At 42.4% G+C, this 17,699-nt stretch carries 20 protein-coding genes and 1 pseudogene; 11 read left to right on the plus strand and 10 right to left on the minus strand.

The genetic code is table 11. The features are described from left to right. The first annotated feature begins 252 nt into the window (after positions 1-252). On the plus strand, positions 253-486 hold the full coding sequence (locus tag HWQ44_RS27980) for a hypothetical protein (RefSeq protein ID WP_292725244.1): 234 nt from the start codon (positions 253-255) through the stop codon (positions 484-486). A gap of 47 nt (positions 487-533) precedes the next feature. Continuing rightward, the gene (locus tag HWQ44_RS27985; protein ID WP_292725245.1) at positions 534-1,916 is read left to right on the plus strand and encodes an aminopeptidase P family protein; all 1,383 of its coding nucleotides are present in this window, start codon (positions 534-536) and stop codon (positions 1,914-1,916) included. Between the two features lie 336 nt (positions 1,917-2,252). On the opposite strand, the gene HWQ44_RS27990 is transcribed toward HWQ44_RS27985, so the two are convergent. Next, positions 2,253-3,827: a photosystem II high light acclimation radical SAM protein gene (locus tag HWQ44_RS27990; protein WP_292725246.1), complete on the minus strand. Its 1,575-nt coding sequence runs from the start codon at positions 3,825-3,827 to the stop codon at positions 2,253-2,255. 611 nt (positions 3,828-4,438) lie between these two features. On the opposite strand from HWQ44_RS27990, the gene HWQ44_RS27995 reads away from it, so the two are divergent. The 4 genes from HWQ44_RS27995 (at position 4,439) to HWQ44_RS28010 (ending at position 6,877) form a co-directional block, all read left to right on the plus strand. Beyond that, positions 4,439-4,834, plus strand: coding sequence for a DUF1830 domain-containing protein (locus HWQ44_RS27995; protein ID WP_292725247.1), 396 nt, complete (start codon positions 4,439-4,441; stop codon positions 4,832-4,834). 129 nt (positions 4,835-4,963) lie between these two features. Then, positions 4,964-5,425 (plus strand): DUF4079 domain-containing protein, encoded by a 462-nt coding sequence (locus tag HWQ44_RS28000; protein ID WP_292725248.1) that lies wholly within the window; start codon positions 4,964-4,966, stop codon positions 5,423-5,425. Between the two features lie 68 nt (positions 5,426-5,493). Next, complete coding sequence (locus HWQ44_RS28005; RefSeq protein ID WP_292725249.1) at positions 5,494-6,060, plus strand: hypothetical protein; 567 nt, start codon at positions 5,494-5,496, stop codon at positions 6,058-6,060. 43 nt (positions 6,061-6,103) lie between these two features. Then, positions 6,104-6,877 (plus strand): ATP-binding cassette domain-containing protein, encoded by a 774-nt coding sequence (locus HWQ44_RS28010; protein ID WP_292725250.1) that lies wholly within the window; start codon positions 6,104-6,106, stop codon positions 6,875-6,877. Positions 6,878-6,952: 75 nt separating this feature from the next. Here the strand turns inward: HWQ44_RS28010 and HWQ44_RS28015 are convergent, their stop codons facing one another. Beyond that, positions 6,953-7,726 carry a response regulator transcription factor gene (locus tag HWQ44_RS28015; RefSeq protein WP_292725251.1) on the minus strand — a complete coding sequence of 258 codons (774 nt, stop codon included), beginning with the start codon at positions 7,724-7,726 and terminating at the stop codon, positions 6,953-6,955. Between the two features lie 594 nt (positions 7,727-8,320). Between HWQ44_RS28015 and HWQ44_RS28020 the strand changes: the two genes are divergently transcribed. Further along, positions 8,321-8,569 carry a DUF6761 family protein gene (locus HWQ44_RS28020; protein WP_104907495.1) on the plus strand — a complete coding sequence of 83 codons (249 nt, stop codon included), beginning with the start codon at positions 8,321-8,323 and terminating at the stop codon, positions 8,567-8,569. A 353-nt stretch (positions 8,570-8,922) separates the two neighbouring features. On the opposite strand, the gene grxD is transcribed toward HWQ44_RS28020, so the two are convergent. The 7 genes from grxD to HWQ44_RS28055 all read right to left on the minus strand — a co-directional run bounded on the left by grxD (position 8,923) and on the right by HWQ44_RS28055 (position 13,626). Beyond that, positions 8,923-9,246, minus strand: a complete 324-nt coding sequence (gene grxD / locus HWQ44_RS28025) for a Grx4 family monothiol glutaredoxin (RefSeq protein ID WP_292725252.1) — start codon at positions 9,244-9,246, stop codon at positions 8,923-8,925. 87 nt (positions 9,247-9,333) lie between these two features. After that, complete coding sequence (locus HWQ44_RS28030; protein WP_292725253.1) at positions 9,334-9,591, minus strand: BolA family protein; 258 nt, start codon at positions 9,589-9,591, stop codon at positions 9,334-9,336. Positions 9,592-9,820: 229 nt separating this feature from the next. Beyond that, complete coding sequence (locus HWQ44_RS28035; protein WP_292725254.1) at positions 9,821-10,429, minus strand: hypothetical protein; 609 nt, start codon at positions 10,427-10,429, stop codon at positions 9,821-9,823. A 701-nt stretch (positions 10,430-11,130) separates the two neighbouring features. Continuing rightward, complete coding sequence (locus HWQ44_RS28040; RefSeq protein WP_292725255.1) at positions 11,131-11,889, minus strand: 1-acyl-sn-glycerol-3-phosphate acyltransferase; 759 nt, start codon at positions 11,887-11,889, stop codon at positions 11,131-11,133. Positions 11,890-12,001: 112 nt separating this feature from the next. Beyond that, positions 12,002-12,487 (minus strand): tRNA adenosine(34) deaminase TadA, encoded by a 486-nt coding sequence (tadA, locus tag HWQ44_RS28045; protein ID WP_292725256.1) that lies wholly within the window; start codon positions 12,485-12,487, stop codon positions 12,002-12,004. Between the two features lie 203 nt (positions 12,488-12,690). Then, complete coding sequence (gene grxC, locus HWQ44_RS28050) at positions 12,691-13,005, minus strand: glutaredoxin 3 (RefSeq protein ID WP_292725257.1); 315 nt, start codon at positions 13,003-13,005, stop codon at positions 12,691-12,693. A 48-nt stretch (positions 13,006-13,053) separates the two neighbouring features. Further along, on the minus strand, positions 13,054-13,626 hold the full coding sequence (locus HWQ44_RS28055) for a DUF981 family protein (RefSeq protein ID WP_292725258.1): 573 nt from the start codon (positions 13,624-13,626) through the stop codon (positions 13,054-13,056). Positions 13,627-13,981: 355 nt separating this feature from the next. Between HWQ44_RS28055 and glpX the strand changes: the two genes are divergently transcribed. From glpX to HWQ44_RS28075, 4 genes are all read left to right on the plus strand, one after another. Beyond that, positions 13,982-15,019, plus strand: a complete 1,038-nt coding sequence (gene glpX / locus HWQ44_RS28060; RefSeq protein ID WP_292725259.1) for a class II fructose-bisphosphatase — start codon at positions 13,982-13,984, stop codon at positions 15,017-15,019. Positions 15,020-15,251: 232 nt separating this feature from the next. Continuing rightward, the gene (locus HWQ44_RS28065; protein WP_292725260.1) at positions 15,252-16,538 is read left to right on the plus strand and encodes a glutamyl-tRNA reductase; all 1,287 of its coding nucleotides are present in this window, start codon (positions 15,252-15,254) and stop codon (positions 16,536-16,538) included. Positions 16,539-16,639: 101 nt separating this feature from the next. Then, complete coding sequence (locus HWQ44_RS28070) at positions 16,640-17,224, plus strand: metalloregulator ArsR/SmtB family transcription factor (protein WP_292725261.1); 585 nt, start codon at positions 16,640-16,642, stop codon at positions 17,222-17,224. Positions 17,225-17,302: 78 nt separating this feature from the next. Continuing rightward, the gene (locus HWQ44_RS28075; protein ID WP_292725262.1) at positions 17,303-17,461 is read left to right on the plus strand and encodes a hypothetical protein; all 159 of its coding nucleotides are present in this window, start codon (positions 17,303-17,305) and stop codon (positions 17,459-17,461) included. Between the two features lie 98 nt (positions 17,462-17,559). Here HWQ44_RS28075 and HWQ44_RS33680 read toward each other — a convergent pair. Then, a pseudogene (locus HWQ44_RS33680) lies at positions 17,560-17,616 on the minus strand (hypothetical protein); the annotation flags it as partial. Positions 17,617-17,699 lie beyond the last annotated feature (83 nt).

Here is a 17,699-nt window from a genome sequence, read left to right on the forward strand (position 1 = left end):
AGCGGCATACGTTGTTAGGTTAGCACAACAGTTATCTGTTGAGGCGAGCAGGGGGAGAAGAGAAGCAGGGGAAGAGATAATTGCTTAATAATAACCCTCTTTCCTCCCCTGTCTCCCCTACCTCAAGAGCTTATCCAAACCGTATTGACCCTACCCTGTGTTAATCCAAATGAGAACCGCCATATACAGTACCTTAGAAATTAGGAATACAATCTCCAAAAACTAGGGTCAATGTTAAAGCAAAACAAATACATGAGGATAAAAATCTTCAGGAGCATCTTTGCTGCTGTCAACTTAGCGTTAATTTCTGGAGGATTAGTGAGTTGTGTTGTTGAAGTACCGCAGCCATCTGCTCCAACTGAGCAACAAAAACCAGTTTTACAACCTACCCAACAGCCTAACCAGCCAAAGCAGAACGACAAAGAACACGACAAAGATGACGATCGCAAGGATGATAAAAACGATGATAAAGACGATAACGACTAATTAAAGGCAAAACTATCACCTTTATCCTTTTCTTTGAGTTTACATTTATGCTTATCCAACAAACTTCTACTTCCCTCAGCGATACTTTACGCCTCCGACGGCAACAATTAGCCAACTTGATTGATTTTCCAGCAATTCTGTGGTCAGGTAGCAACAGTTCGCGCAACTTTCCGGCAAATTCCTTTCCGTTTCGCGCTAGCAGTCATTTCCTCTATTTTGCCGGACTGCCCTTATCAAAGGCGGCAATTCGTTTAGAAGCGGGTAAGCTAGAACTATTCATCGACGACCCTTCACCCAGCAGCGCCCTTTGGCATGGAGAAATGCCAACGCGCGAGGAAATAGCCCAGAAGATTGGGGCGGATGTGGCTCGACCAATGGCAGAATTAGAATCTTGGGTAGAAGATGCTGCCACACTTGCTGTACAAGATGCAGCGACTTGGACGCAGCAATCGCAGCTATTAAATAGATGGGTTTTACCACAAAGTCCTCCCCAAGGAATTGACTTGGAGTTAGCTAAGGCGATCGTTTCTCTCCGCCTCACCCACGATGATGCTGCATTAACCGAGTTGCGAAAAGCTGCTGCTGTCACTGTTGAGGCTCACAAAGCTGGGATGGCAGCAACACTTCAAGCCAAACTAGAAGCAGAAGTTCGTGCAGCGATGGAAGGGGTAATTATTGCCCACAATATGACCACCTCTTACAACAGTATTGTCACTGTTCACGGTGAAGTTTTGCATAACGAAGAGTATCACCACCCTCTACAACCAGGTGACTTACTGCTTGCTGATGTTGGCGCTGAAACTGAGACGGGTTGGGCAGGTGATGTCACTCGCACATGGCCAGTTTCCGGTAAGTTTTCATCTACTCAGAGAGATATTTATAATGTTGTGCTAGCAGCCCATGATGCTTGCATTGCCAAAATCCACCCTGGTGTAGAGTATGGGGATATTCATCTGCTAGCTGCTACGGTGATAGCTGAAGGTTTAGTAGAGTTAGGCATTTTCCAAGGAAATCCCCAAGATTTAGTAGAAATGGATGCCCACGCGCTATTTTTCCCTCATGGTATCGGTCATCTACTGGGTTTAGATGTCCATGATATGGAAGATTTGGGTGATTTAGCAGGGTATGAAGCGGGACGCCAAAGGAGCGATCGCTTTGGCTTAGGCTACCTCCGTTTAAATCGTCCCTTGCGTCCAGGAATGTTAGTCACAATTGAGCCTGGTTTTTATCAAGTACCAGCAATTTTAAACGATGCCAATGTCCGTTCAAAATATCAGAATGTGGTAAATTGGCAGCGTTTATCTGAATTTACCGATGTGCGCGGAATCCGCATCGAAGATGATGTTTTAGTTACCACATCAGGCAGTGAAGTTTTAACAGCAGCATTGCCCAATGATGCCGATACTATAGAAAACTTACTCAATGGCTGAGTGGATACTGATACGGCTCCATTGCCTCCAAGGGTTGCGCTAAACTGTGCGTAATATCAAGTCCGGGTAAAATTACTTATGATTACCGCATCCGTGCAAAAATCAGGAAAACCTCTTTCTCCCTGCCCCCTGCCCCCTGCACCCCTGCGGTCTAAATGATAAGTCTTTACCCGAACATGATATAACTCATTACATTTGGCTATCTCCATCTGTTTAAGCCAATCGCCGATCGCGCTGATTATCATCAATCGCAAGTTTCTCCTATACCACTACCCGAATCAGCGATGCCTTCGACGATAAACCAAGATTGAGAATATCACTGGATTCTTGTGTTTTTTAGGATATACCTGCTAACTGTTTTTCTTTCGTCTCTAATGGTGCTGTAAGTGCTGCTTCTAAGTCAGCACAACCCAGCTTCTCTTCTAAGATATTCATAACTTCGCGCCCGAAGTCGTTGGGGTTTTGTTGCCAAGCTTGCAAGCAGACTTCGCCGAAGAATGAGCCAAGAGGTTCGGGATTCCAGAGGAGTTTTTTAGCTGTCCACGGCATCAAACTCATTGGATCATACCCTGGCTTGAGGATGCCTTCTTTGAAAGCATATTCTTCTAAATGGGTATGGGGTTGTAGTCCAATAAAGAAGATGGCAGGTTCGACTTTATCAGCCCCAAAAATCCGTTCTAGTTCGCGGTGGTAAGCGATGGTTTGGCGGATGGTTTCGGGACGTTCGTCAATCACGTTAAAGGAGTAGTTGACGGAAACTAAGTCGTTGAAACCAGCGGCTTTTAAATCACGGCAGTTTTGCAAGACGTTTCGCAGGTTATATCCCATCCGCATTTTCCGCACCAGTTCTTGAGAACCACTGGTAATGCCAATTTCAAAGTAGTTCATCCCAGTTTTCGCCATCAAATCACACAATTCGGGTGTCAAATTGTCGGCTCTGATATATGCTGCCCAGTGGATATCTGTCATACCAGAATCGACGATTTTTTGCAAGAGTTCTACAGCATCGGCGATAAATTTTTTCGCGGGGATGAATTGGGCATCGGTAAACCAGAAATTGCGAATGCCGCGATCGTATAATTGGCGGATCTCAGCAACGACTTCATCTGCTGGGTTGATGCGTACTTGTTTGCCTTCAACGACAGTGTAGACGCAATAACAACAGTTGTGAGGACAACCACGCTTAGTTTGTACACCTATGTAAAAGTCTTGCTCTTGCAGGTAATAGTTAAATTCCGGCCAGATGCTTTCGATATAGTCGTAGTTACAAGCTGTTTTTTCTATTGCAGTGGGTTGTTCGTGAATTAGCCGTTGCCGTGGTTGAGTTTCTCCGGCAACATAACAGCGTTCATCTCGAAAATCTCTGCCACTTAAAAGTTTTTCCAGCAGGGTTTCACCTTCACCTACAGAAATAATTGTCCCTTGGGGTAAACTTTTACCTAATTGTTCGTAAAATACGCTGACTGCACCCCCACCTACAACTACACGAGCATCAGAATTATATTTTTGGGCCCGCTTTAAACCGCGTTTGATTAAACCCTGGTTACGCCACAACTCCATATAGTAAGCGATAAAGATTCGCAAACCGCCCAATCCCCCGCGTAGTTTCAATAGAGGATTCTTAGCGTAGTAAAATTCAAAAGCATTTTGCAGCGGGTTGCCACCACGTCCACCAACTGGGGCATAAATTTGAATATCCCGCCAAGAAAATACTAGTAGTGTCGGTTTAAATTCATCAATACAGCGATCCAGAGCAGAACTATAATCTAAAGGTGGCACTGTTCCCAAATCAAAGATGCGCTGTTCAATACTAGGAAACTGCTTGTGTACATGATCGCTCAGATAGACAACCCCAATAGGAAAGATGGGGTTACAAGGAAGGCGAACGTAAAGAATTCGATTTTCCATCATATTCATATGTGTTTTGATTTCCATCTTGCCAATCTTTGGAGAAAGCGAGAGAAACATCCAGTTTTAAAGTGTGTGTTTGTTTTGTTTGGTTTTATTTATTACAATCTTGCTTGACATTTCAGCCAATGATTGGTAGCGATTAACCTGCTGTTAGCAACTGCGGTCAACGCTAAAATTGCTGTGCATGAAACATACATGGAATCTATAGAGAGGATTTATGAAATTTTTTCATATAGCTTTACCATAACATCGAGTTTATTCATTAAGCGACGATCCTGGCCGATTAATCTTGGGATAGATGAAACAGTAAAACTCACTTCCTAGCTATGCAAAAAGCAAGGGGATCAGGGTCATGTCAATTCCTTAATTATCTACCCTCAGAGAATTAAAGCTTTTATAACAGGAAAAAATCTCAAAAACTTTTATTTATAGTGTATAATTCCGAAAAAGGTGTAAATAATTACAAAATTTTTATAACTGAAAATATATCTTTAGACAGAAATAATCAACAAAGACTCAGTTGGTATTCGCAGTTACAACAACTGGGGATCAGTGAGTGCTAGGCTTGGCTAGTGTAATGTAAAATTGTGGCGTAAAGCTCCTCAGCAGTTATGGCTCAAATATTAGATCCTCTACCACCTGAACAATCAGGAAAAATTCTCTGCTGCTACATTAATGCCACGAGCAAAATACAGGTAGCTCGCATCTCCAATATTCCCAACTGGTACTTTGAAAGGGTTGTTTTCCCTGGGCAACGTTTAGTCTTTGAAGCTCCACGAAAAGGTCAAATGGAGATTCATACAGGGATGATGGCAAGTGCAATTTTATCCGATAAAATTCCGTGCGATCGCCTGATGCTCGAAGAACCCAGTACTTATGAGTTTGATACAGACTCATCAGACGGAGAAGACCCTATTAATACCAAATTAATGGTGCAGCAAATTAATACAAAAATCGGAGATACTACAAAACCCTTGCAAATTCTTGGTTTAGCCTCGGTTGATTAAAAAAAAACAATTTTAATAAATTTAAGGGTTGCTAATTCAGTAGCCCTTTTTGTTTATTATTTATTGGGGATTGGGGATTGGGCATTGGTTGTTCTCCTTGTCTCACTCATCTCATCTACAATCAATCTTATGAATCTGCCTTCATTTCTTTGGTTGTGGAAAATAGCCGCCTGGTCGATGGGGTTGTCCCTGCTGGCATATCTGATGTTAGGAGTCACCGGTGTTTGGATGTTTCGGGCGAGAACTTCGCAGCAATTCCCTATTATTACCCCATTTTTGGGTGGCAATAAAGAGGTGCGATCGCTCCACTATACAATGGGCATCAGCATGGTAAGTTTAGTGCTACTACTGCTAGCGATCGGTATTGTTGGCACTTTCGGGCACTTTGGTTCTTTAGGTCACTCGTCACACCTAATCGCTGGATTGATAGTGGTAGCACTAGTTCTACTGTCTGCTTTCAGTGCGACCCAAATTAGTGCTAGACGACCTTGGGCTAGACCTTTACACATCGCGGTAAATCTTATTCTGTTTGTCGGATTTGCCTGGGTATCCCTGACTGGTTGGATTGTAGTGCAAAAGTATTTACCGTGAACTACCATCCGCCAACTAGCAGAGACATAGACCTACCCTACAATAAAGAAAAGCATTGTAATTGAGCCGTGACAGCAAACTCAGCCAATATCTCAGCTTCTATTTTCCGTCTGTCTCCTTTGATTCGGATAACGTTGCTGAGTCTATATATAGCACTCACAGTCCCATTACCCTTTTTATCGCAGGTAACAGCTGCACCCGTACCCCCAGGATTATTGTGGATAGGGATTAGCATCGGTTTAGTTGCCTTGTATGCTGTATTAACAGAACAAGTGATGGTAGATGACGAGGGAATTCAGGTTACTTACCCCGCCTGGGTGCCGAGCTTTTTTCGTAAAGGCTGGTCTTTACCTTGGTCACAAGTCAAAGAGTTAAAACCCCGCACCACCGGTCAAGGAGGGCTAGTTTATTATTTCCTCAGCCAGGATGGGAAAGCTTATTTACTACCCATGCGTGTAGCCGGATTTGCCCGTTTCGTGCAAATTGTCCAAGCAAAGACGGGCATTGACACCACAGATGTTCGCCCTTTAGCGCAGCCGTGGATGTACCTGATTTTACTAGGATTGACTGTGCTGCTACTATTAGTCGATGGCTGGGCGATCGCTACAGCATTAACTACTGCACAATTAACTTAAAATTGGGCATTGGGCATTGATCTCTCCCATCTCTCCACTCCCCTTGAATACAGCAAAAGCCACACTCAGGCTAGAGCAAGTTAATCTGTTTACAAAGCTGAAAACCCAACTTCCCGGCAATCAGCAGGGATACCCCATATTGCAGGATATTTCCTTGGAGGTATTCCAGGGCGAACGCATTGCCATTGTCGGCCCAGTAGGCGCTGGTAAAACTTCGTTATTATGCCTCATCAACCGCCTAATTGAACCCACGAGTGGTAAACTCTATCTAGAAAATCAGGAATATCACCAAATTCCTGTCATCCAGCTACGGCAGATGCTTGTACTTGTATTGCAAGAGTCAAAGCTGTTGGGGATGACAGTTGGGCAAGCCTTGGCTTATCCTTTAGTTTTGCGTGGTTTGCCCAAACAGACAATTCAGCAACGAGTCAATCACTGGACAGACCAACTGCACATTCCCAATGAATGGTTAGAGCGAACAGAGGTGCAACTTTCTTCAGGACAACGACAACTAGTAGCGATCGCTCGTGCTTTAGTCATCCAGCCTAAAATATTATTATTAGACGAGCCAACCTCTGCCCTAGATGCTGCTACAGCTTCTCATCTAATGCAAGTCTTAACCCAGTTGAGTCAAACTCATCAAACCACGATTTTGATGGTAAATCACCAACTGGAACTAGCCCAGATGTTTTGCACTCGCTTATTACACCTGCAACAAGGTCATTTTTTCGCAAATCAAAGAGCCTCTGAGATAGATTGGGTTGAATTACGAAAAAGCCTGATTCAAGCAGCAACTCAAGACGATTTTGGATTTTAAATTTTGGATGAGCCAGGAATTAGGAATCGTTTTCTTACTACTCCTCACCCCAGTGCCCAATGCCCAATGCCCTATTCACACTTGACTACTACTAAGTGTTGAACGTTGATTATTAAATCTCTCTCTAGCTAACTTTGTTGTTTGTGACTGTGAAATATTAGTATTCAAAATTTCCATGTTAAAACGGTATCCTACATTGCGGATAGTCTGAATTAAATTGGGTTGGCGGGGATCAAGTTCAACCTTTTTTCGCAGCGATAAAACGTGAGTATCAATGGTACGAGGGTTATCGATAGCATCAGGCCAAGCACGACGCAGCAATTCTGACCGACTCAGAGGCACTCCCCCAGCTTGTGCTAAAACGTACAGCAAACTGAATTCCTGGGGTGTCAAGTCAATGAACTCCCCTTGAAAGCGGACACGGCGCTGAACTAAATCGATTTGCAAAGTGCCATAATCCAAATAAGCTGGTGCAGTAGGTGTGCGCTTCCGACGAATCAGTGCCTCTACCCGTGCCAAAAACTCTTGCATCCCAAAAGGTTTGCTCAGGTAATCATCTGCACCCGCCTTTAAACCTGCAACGATATCAGCTTCACTATTACGGGCAGATAGCATTAAAACTAGAGGCTGCTGCTGACGATGCAACCAACGACAAAATTCAATGCCATCACCATCAGGCAAGTCTGCATCCAAAACGACCAGTGTTGGTTGATGGCTTAAAAATACTTCCCTTGCTTGATAAATGCTGGCAGCTTGATGCACACGGTATTCCAGTTGTTGCAAGTGCCAACCCAACAACGACCTCAGATGGGGATTCCCCTCAATGATTTCTATACAAACCGAACCCACGGCGGCAAGACCCCTTAGCGTCTGATGACTTTCAAAGTAACAAGCCCATCTCTAAGGTTTTGTAGCCTTTGTTACTTCAATTGCTATTAGCTTTACATTTCCTCATAAAAAGAGTGGCAATATCTTTAATTTATGCCTTGCTAAAAGGCGATTAGAAATATTATTAAATTTTTATTAAATTTATCGAAAGTGTTGTTAGACTTATTAAAAGTTCTTTTAGTTTAACAATTTGCTTTTAGATGGGTGTAATCTGGCGAATTATCTATAACCCAACCAGCTAACCATTACTACAACAGCTTTTAACCTGATGGTGATGATGGTAAAAGTGGGTTTTTTTCGCAAAAATTAGTGCCCCTATCCAGGAATATAACACCAATACAATTGGGCTGTTGATCATGAAAATTAGAAAAATAACTTAGCAACTAACTAGAATCGATGTTTTCTGGAATAGGATTAAAGAAGCTTGTAGCTGCTATGAGGGTACTACCCAAAGTAGATGTGTTGACTTTGAGTTAATGCCAAAGTGAAATTACACTTCACATTTGAGCGTGAATCATTTACAATTCTCATTCCAAAGAGATTAATACAGCAGTTATGCTCCAAGACACACAAACCATCCGCTATTACCAAAGACTCACCGACGCCTTCGTCGAGTTATGGAATCGCGGTTATCGCACAGATGATATGCGGATGTATTTGGATGGATATCTAGCCGCACTGCGACATAGCAACGTTATTGAACCTTTTCTGATTCATCGTCTAGAAGAGGAAGCTAGCCGCTACTTGTATGATGGATCAAACTTTGCAGTGCCGCAACCACAGCCACAACCCGATTACTACTAAGTACCATTTACCTGGCCATTGATAGTAACGGTTAATTACCGCAGATAATTATAGCATATTATCTGTATTGGTCAACTAGTTGCTGTGGTGTGAGATTTTGGAAATATTATTGTATTGATAAACGCATCCCCTCAGCCCTATATTGGTCTTGCCAATGCGACTGAGGGGATTGTTGGCTAGTTATAAAATCAAGTCCAACATAGATTATTTTTGTCATAAACCGATTAAAAAACCCTTGAAAGGGGAGATGAGATAAATAGTGTCTCTCCTTTCAAGGACATTAAAAATGGCACATTGCCTTGATTGCGAAGTGCAAATTCAGCAACATACCCTTTAGTTTGGGTAAACAGAGATTAAGAAGCTAGTGCGACTTCTACCTTTTCCTGCAATTCACCTTTTTGGTACAGTTCAATCAAAATATCAGAACCGCCAAGGAATTCACCATTGATATACACTTGGGGAATTGTCGGCCAGCTAGAGTATTCTTTAATACCTTGACGAATTTCAGGGTCTGATAGAACGTCAACCGTCTCAAAGGGAACTCCCAAAGTATTGAGAATCTGCACAACGTTGTTGGAGAAACCACATTGGGGCATTAACTTGTTTCCCTTCATGAAAACTAAAATCTTGTTCTGTTGTAGCAAGCTATCAATTTTGTCTTTGAGTTCTGGTGTCATGGTATTTATGTTTCCTATGTTGGATTCAACAGTGAGGAGTGAGAAGTGAGGAGTCAAAATTCATAACTCCTAACTTCTAACTCTTATTTACGAAGCTGCTGTTGCTTGCCAAGCTTCGGGAGTGTATGTTTTCACCGCCAAAGCATGAATCGCTTCAGTTGACATAGCTTGACCCAACGCACCATAAACTAACTGGTGCTGTTGCACTAGTCCTTTACCTGCAAAGTGCGATGAAACTACTGTCACCTGATAGTGGTCACCGCCACCAGTCAAGTCTTGCACCTGAACCTGGGCGTCTGGCAGTCCCGCCTTGATCATTGCCTCAATCTGCTGCGGACTAATCATCGCAATTCCTGAAAAAACTTACTTTTCTATTATTAACAGATATAGAGCAAATGCCTGTGCCAACTTCAGGTTTTGGCAAGGCTGTAGATAAACGCGCCTCAGAAGTGTGTTTTTGAGAACGCTCAGGTTTTGGCTACGGCGGATAGCTCTATCTTAGCACTGGGGCATTTCCAAGCGACTGGATTAGGGAGATGGAGAAATAGGGAAAAAGAGGTAACAAAAATTTAATTTATTTTTTTGGGGATGAGGAAGATGAACTACCACCTTCTCTGGGATAGGGAGAATCAACAAAACCCAATTCAAACAACTGTTTATAGGCTTTTTTGCCTAAATCCCGCGTTGGGTTTTGACTCTTAATTATTTGAACCAACAACGGTACAGCTAATTCTGGCTGATTTTGTGCCCGATGTACCAATGCTAGCTGAAAGGTGGCTTCATCTCGCTTTTGGGCTGTTAATAAAGCTTTTTGACGCTGAGAATCAGAAACTCTATTGTCAATTCCCGAAAAGCTAGAATTTAACTCTTGATAAAAATTAGATAGCTGATTATAAACTTGACGCGCTTCTTGCAGTTTCTTAGCAGCTAAGGGGTAGTTTTGAGCAGAAACGGCTTGTTCTGCATCTTTTACTAAGCGATCGCCACCTGCAATGCTCAAAAGGCTGTTACTTTCGGTTATGGGGCGGAGGTTATTGGGATCGTTGGGGTCAATGGGTTGTGGTTGGCTGGTAGTGCCTGGTGACTGTGATACCTGAGCATTCACAGGTGATAGCAAGCTGAGGACTGCTATAACTGATAAAACAGTACGGTGCATCAAGGTAACAGCGGCAGCAGTGTTCATGGGATCAATTAGTGCGACAACTATATAAAAAAGTTATGGAAACTTCGGGTATCTTAACTCTGTTTTGGTCTTAGACAAAGCAAAGTTACATCCTAAGTATCTCTGATTTAGACTAAAAATCAGTTTAATAGAGTTCCCATTACCCCTGTATATCAGTTAACTTATATCGTTGTGATGAGCGATACCTACAGGGGAGTTCGTCACCATCTGTCTAACTACCGACTTTCCTCCCCAATAATTATCTCAGGTTCACTAAGATATTTGGCAGGAGAATTTTCCCAAAGCACCGCTTGAAGTATTTGCGTAGGCATCGCACCAAACAATTTAAAAATGGAGATGTCCCCAGTCCACGCTTCCCAAAATTTTGTTTTTACAGCGATGTTTACGGAGTATCCAAAGACTCCCATTTAACAGTCTGACCAAATAATAGGAATTTTTCTCATCAAGTAATTTAGTAATTTCCAGCAATTATTAGCTAGTTGCTCAAAAAAATGCCAATTTGGCTGAATATCCCGTAGATAGAGGGTAATCTATATATGTATACATCTTCAAAGGTTGCAAAAGATCGCTAATCTTTTGTGACTTATTCAGGATAAATATAGCAGTTAGCAATTAGGTCAAACCTTGACAAGGTGCAGTTTCTTAATCATGCACGATTAATCTTTAATGGTAAGTCTTGGGACTCTTGACGTTTGACTACATCAAGAATTAGTAATTTCTGCAAATGCGTGATTAGTAACTTTTGTTTCTTGACGCGTTAATTGTTGCAGTGCTTTTGATAAATCAGTTGTGATGCTTTTGGCATCTTGTTTTATACAGCCACTCATGTAATCAGCTACTCTGATTGCGGAGCCAATGTCAATACTCACATCTGTACCCCAATTGGGATAAGGTTGGCTGTAATTAATACCTATGGGTATAATTTTCACTCCCAGCCCGAAATGACTAGATTCAGCACTCAAAGCAAGACGAGCAATTCCTGACTTCAACTGGTGAACTTGCCCATCACGAAAAATATTACCTTCTGGAAAGATGACCAGGGTTTTTTTCTGCTGAAGTAGCTCAACTCCATGTCGCAGCGTGCGGATTGACGGATGCTTGGAATTTACAGGAAATCCCCCCAAACGTTGAACAAACCAGCCTTGTAGACCTTGGCATTCGTCAATAGTCACCATAAACCGCAAGTCTTGTTCTCTTCGACAATCAGCGGTAGCGTAGGGTACGAGCAAGGCATCCCAACGCGCCCGATGGGTAGGTGCGAAGATCACAGGCCCAGTTGTAGGGATATTTTTTTGTCCGGTTATTCTAATTTGCCCAAAGAATAATGGTAATAGGCAGTGACGACCTAATAAATATGCCAGAGGACTTAACCAAGGGGAAACCCTTGAGGTAGTGGGAGCCACCTCAGAATTTGCTGGTGTGCGCTGGCAGGTATCGGATGAAGAGTAAAATTCCATCATGACGAATGCAGCTGATTGACGGGTAAAATTTAACGAAAAGCCTGATTAGTTACACCGTAGATTCTCTTGCGTGACTTGTGTCATACCAGATGGACAGTTTTACCTCTGTCCGTTAGTTTACCCTACGCCGCTTATTGGCAAACCAAGCCTGTAATTGCTGACGACAAGCTGACTCTAGAATGCCTCCAATGACCTGGAGACGGTGATTAGAAGCAGCACTATCGGGGATGTTAATAACTGTACGAATTGCGCCAGTTTTTGTATCGTCTACTCCATATACAAGTAGTCCTAGTCGTGATTGGACGATCGCACCTGCACACATGGGGCAAGGTTCGAGAGTTACGTAGAGAGTGCATTCATTAAGATGCCAATTTTGTAAAGTTGTTGCAGCTGTCTTGAGAGCAAGAATTTCTGCATGAGCGGTAGGGTCTTTGTCGCGCTCTTTTCTGTTTTCTCCTTGTGCTAGCAATTTGCCTGTTGAATCAATGATAACAGCACCTACAGGGACTTCACCTGCATCACCTGCTGTTTTTGCTAATTCTAGGGCACAACTCATCCATTGTTGATGTATAAGATATTCTGTATACTTAGTTAACATATTCTTATCAATTCGATACTCCTTGCCCTACAGCTTACTGGCACAATGTCTAAGCTAGTAATGAAAAGTTTGTAGTAAGCACTTTAGTGCTTAGAAAATTAAGGACTAAAGTCCTTACTACGAACTTGTTTACCGAGCAATTTAAAATCAAAAATTGCCCAACATAGCATCACTAAGGAAATTGTTGGGGGCTAATTTGATTTCTAAATAGCGGCTTGGCCTAAAAGGGGGTCGAGTTGACTTTGTGTATCTAGCTGATAGAGGTCATCGCAGCCGCCAATGTGCTGGCTATTGATAAAAATTTGCGGTACGCTACGGCGACCGTTAGCGCGTTCCGCCATTTTCGCTCTGGCTGCTTCGTCGCCGTCGATTTTATATTCAGTAAAATTTACACCTTTCCACCACAGCAGTATTTTGGCACGAATGCAGTAAGGACAAGTTTGCCATGTATAAAGTTCGACGTTGGCTTTGACTCGCTCTGGATGGCGATTTAAAAGGGGATTAAGAAAGTCCAGCATATTGCTCTTAAGCAGGGTTTTAACTATGTCTCTAGCCTAAAACATTGCTTACCGCGTCGGCGCTGGAACCCACTTTTGGAAACTCTCTAAATGATTCCAGTAAGCTAAATATCCAGTCAATGCCCAAATTAGAGCGGCTACTATCAGCACTGCTACGCCAATTAGCCGCCAAGTTCGGTTGGTTTTCCAATAGAGAGTTGGCGCTGCAAAAATACCACCTAAGCCAGTTAAAATAAAGCCGATTCCCGATAAAAGCGGTTGCTTTGTCAAGTTCAAGTTAATGATGCGGATACCCACTACGATCGCAACTACACCAGCAAAGAAGCCGTAAACTGCTATTGTCAATAAATCCCAACCTTGAGCAAGGGCGATCGCAGCTGCCACAAACAAGATTCCAAATAAGACACTTGTTTCACCGAAGGCAATGTTAAAGCTACCGATAACTGGCCAGGTGAAGCTCATGTGTAAACCAGTTGTGAGTGCGATCGCACCTGTAATCCCAAATCCCGGAATCCACGGTCTTTGATTAGAACTATCTATACCACGATACACATAGTCAGCTAGTAGAAATAACCCAGCTACCATATTAATTAACATGAGGGTGATGTAGTCGATAAACACGATTAACCTCTTAATTTGACGATTTATTTACTCTGGGCCTCGTTTTTTAGTTTTTAGTGAATCTACCAGCTTTTTTCTTTATCATTTTATACCTAAAGATGGATACCGAAGAAAAGCAATGTTCTAGATATACACTGCTATCCATTTGTGCCAGTTTTTAACTTAGTTACTTTAGAACACGTTTTATACTGGAGTAATTATGAGGAAAAAATTAGGATGTGTTAACTGGCACTTTTCTAACGAGTTAGCAGTAAAACTTAACTTTCTTCCACGTGTATCCGCCCTTTGGTAGACTTGAAAACTGAAATAGGCAGATGAAACGACGCAAATTCAAGCAGCTGAGAGGGCAAACTCTGTGGAAAATACACTTGGGTTAGAGATTATTGAAGTAGTAGAGCAAGCCGCGATCGCATCTGCAAAGTGGATGGGCAAAGGCGAAAAAAACATCGCTGACCAGGTAGCTGTAGAAGCTATGCGGGAGCGGATGAATAAAATCCACATGCGCGGTCGCATTGTAATTGGCGAAGGCGAACGCGACGACGCGCCGATGCTATACATCGGGGAAGAAGTTGGTATTTGTACTCAACCAAATGCCGAAAGTTTCTGTAACCCTGATGAATTAATTGAAATTGATATAGCAGTTGACCCCTGTGAAGGTACGAACTTGGTAGCTTATGGACAACCTGGTTCGATGGCTGTCTTAGCAATTTCTGAAAAGGGCGGATTATTTGCTGCTCCTGACTTTTACATGAAGAAATTAGCAGCACCTCCCGCAGCTAAGGGCAAGGTAGACATCAACAAGTCAGCCACGGAAAACCTGAAGATTCTCTCTGAGGTTTTAGACCGGGGTATTGATGAGCTTGTTGTGGTAGTAATGAAGCGTGAACGTCATAACGATTTAATTAAAGAAATTCGTGAGGCTGGAGCGAGAGTCGCCCTAATTTCAGATGGTGATGTGGGTGCAGCTATTAGCTGTGGTTTTGCTGGAACTAATATCCACGCGTTGATGGGTATCGGTGCGGCTCCTGAAGGTGTAATCTCGGCAGCAGCAATGCGTGCTTTGGGTGGACATTTCCAAGGTCAACTGATCTACGATCCAGCAGTAGTAAAAACAGGTCTGATTGGAGAAAGCAGAGAAGCCAATATCGATCGCTTAAAGTCTATGAATATCAATGACCCCGATAAGGTCTATGATGCTCATGAACTAGCATCTGGTAAAACTATTCTGTTTGCTGCTAGCGGCATTACCAGTGGTAATCTCATGCAGGGTGTACGTTTCTTCAAAGACGGGGCAAGAACTCAAAGCTTGGTAATTTCCAACCAGTCGAAAACTGCTCGATTTGTTGATACAATTCACTTGTTTGGTGAACCAAAAGTTCTCCAACTGAACTAATTTTTAGGGAATGGGGAATGGTAAAAGTAGAGGTAAGGCATTTGGAAAAAAATGTTTCTATAAAACGGAAAAATAATCACCAAAATGCTTTACCTTTACAGTAGTTAGTAGTTAGTAGTTAGTGATTAATGGTTGGTTGGAAAACTATCAACCAATAAACAAAAATTCCCCATTCCCTATTCTCACTTAATGCCAGATTGCCAACTACCAATTAGTAACTACGATTTAGCAAATGAATATAGCAGTGGTGGGGTTAAGCCATAAAACAGCCCCAGTAGAAGTCCGGGAAAAACTGAGCATTCCAGAACCACAAATTGAAAGTGCGATCGCTCAACTAGCTAGCTATCCCCATATTGACGAAGTTGCAATTCTTAGCACTTGTAACCGCCTGGAAATTTACATTGTTACCAGTGAATCAGACCAAGGTATCCGAGAAATAACGCAGTTTCTTGCGGAATACAGTAAGTTACCCGTACTTTCTCTGCGACAACACTTGTTTATGCTGCTACATGATGATGCCGTGATGCATGTCATGCGGGTAGCAGGTGGTTTAGATAGTCTGGTACTCGGAGAAGGTCAAATTCTGGCTCAGGTGAAGACTACTCACAAACTGGGGCAGCAATATAGTGGTATAAAAACCATTTTGAATCGATTATTTAAACAAGCGCTGACAGCTGGGAAGCGGGTTCGGACTGAAACTAGTATTGGCACTGGTGCTGTCTCTATCAGTTCGGCGGCTGTGGAGTTAGCGCAGATTAAAGTAGCAAATTTAGCAGCTTGCCGAGTGGTAATTCTGGGTGCTGGTAAAATGTCGCGCCTGCTGGTGCAACACCTAATTTCTAAAGGTGCAGTGGAAATTAGTATTGTAAATCGCTCTCGCGATCGCGCCCTAGAATTAACAAAGCAATTCCCTCAGCAACCGATCAATATTCATCCGCTATCGGAAATGATGAGCGTAATTGCCGATAGTGATTTGGTGTTTACAAGTACTTCGGCAACAGAGCCAATACTTGACCGAGCTAAATTGGAAATGGTTTTAGAAGTTCAGCGCTCTTTAATGTTATTTGATATTTCTGTGCCGCGTAATGTTCATGCGGATGTAAATGAATTGGAAAACGTGCAGGCGTTTAATGTGGATGATTTGAAGGCAGTAGTAGCGCAAAACTACGAAAGCCGTCGCAAGATTGCACAGGAAGCCGAGCGACTTTTAGAAGAAGAAGTAGAAGCCTTTGATATTTGGTGGCGCTCTCTTGAAACTGTTACTACTATTAGCTGTCTGCGAAATAAAGTCGAAACTATCCGCGAACAAGAGTTAGAAAAAGCTTTATCGAGATTGGGTTCGGAATTCGCCGAAAAACATCAAGAAGTGATTGAAGCATTAACACGGGGAATTGTCAATAAAATTTTACATGACCCGATGGTGCAATTGCGATCGCAGCAAGATGTTGATGCCAGACGGCGTTGTATGCAAACTCTACAAATGCTGTTCAACTTAGACGCAGGGGAACAGTTTAGTTAAACTGAACAACAAAATCCCCGATTTCTTTGAGAAGTTGGGGATTTGGGCTTTTCAATTAGATATACTTCTAATTAGACATCTATCTAATTAGAAAGTCAGTTATGCAACCAGAGCAATTTAACACCTTACTGCGCTTTTTCAAGGCATTAGCGGATGATAGCCGATTGAAGATTGTAGGTATCCTGGCGAATCAGGAGTGCAGCGTCGAAGAATTGGCAGTGCTACTGCAACTCAAGGAACCGACGGTATCTCATCATTTAGCGAAACTTAAGGAGCTAAATTTGGTGACAATGCGCCCTGAAGGTAATAGCCGTCTATATCAATTGGATAGCGAGGCTTTGCAAAGCATTAGTAAGGAAATTTTCACACCAGAGAAAATAGCATCTTTGATTGAGGATGTGGACACTGAAGCTTGGGAAAGCAAAGTGTTGAAAAACTATTTCGAGGGCGATACTCAACGCCTCAAAGAAATTCCTGCTAGTCGCAAAAAGCGTCTAGTTATTCTTAAGTGGTTAGCAAATCAGTTTGATGTAGGAGTCAACTACCCTGAACACCTGGTAAATGACATTCTCAAACGCTATCATCTTGACTGCGCTACATTGCGACGAGAGTTGATTGCTTGCAAGTTAATGCAGCGAGAGGATGGGGTTTATTGGCGTATAACAATAGATATAAAAGACGAATAAACCGCATAATCATAAGTTGTATTTTTATGCGGTTAGAAACAAAAAAATTATATTACACACCTGAAGAGTATTTAGAAATTGAAGAAAAAGCAGAATGTAAAAACTGCGGAAAATCAATGGTCATTTACTGAACTTGAACATGAATCTGCAACTTTATCATTGCAAACGGTTGATTTTAAAATTGAATTGCGCGACCTTTACGAGCAAGTCAATTTTGTAGAAAATAACGAAGATTGAAGAAGAATTCAGGAGTCAAAATTCAGGAGTCAGAACCAATGAGTAGGGAATTCAGGGCAATTCCTAATACATTGCATAAATAGAAAGTCAATCACACTCTATTGTCCCAAATAAGCTTCTAAAACTTTGGGATTAATTTGAATTTCTGCGGGTGTAGTCCTTCACTAAATTTGTGTTTCTTCTTCGGTAAAGATAGGAGGCCACAATTCAGTAACGGGCAATTCCCAACCGGGAAAAA

Origin of the sequence: Nostoc sp. JL34 (assembly GCF_017114945.1) — a bacterium.
GTDB lineage: Bacteria > Cyanobacteriota > Cyanobacteriia > Cyanobacteriales > Nostocaceae > Nostoc.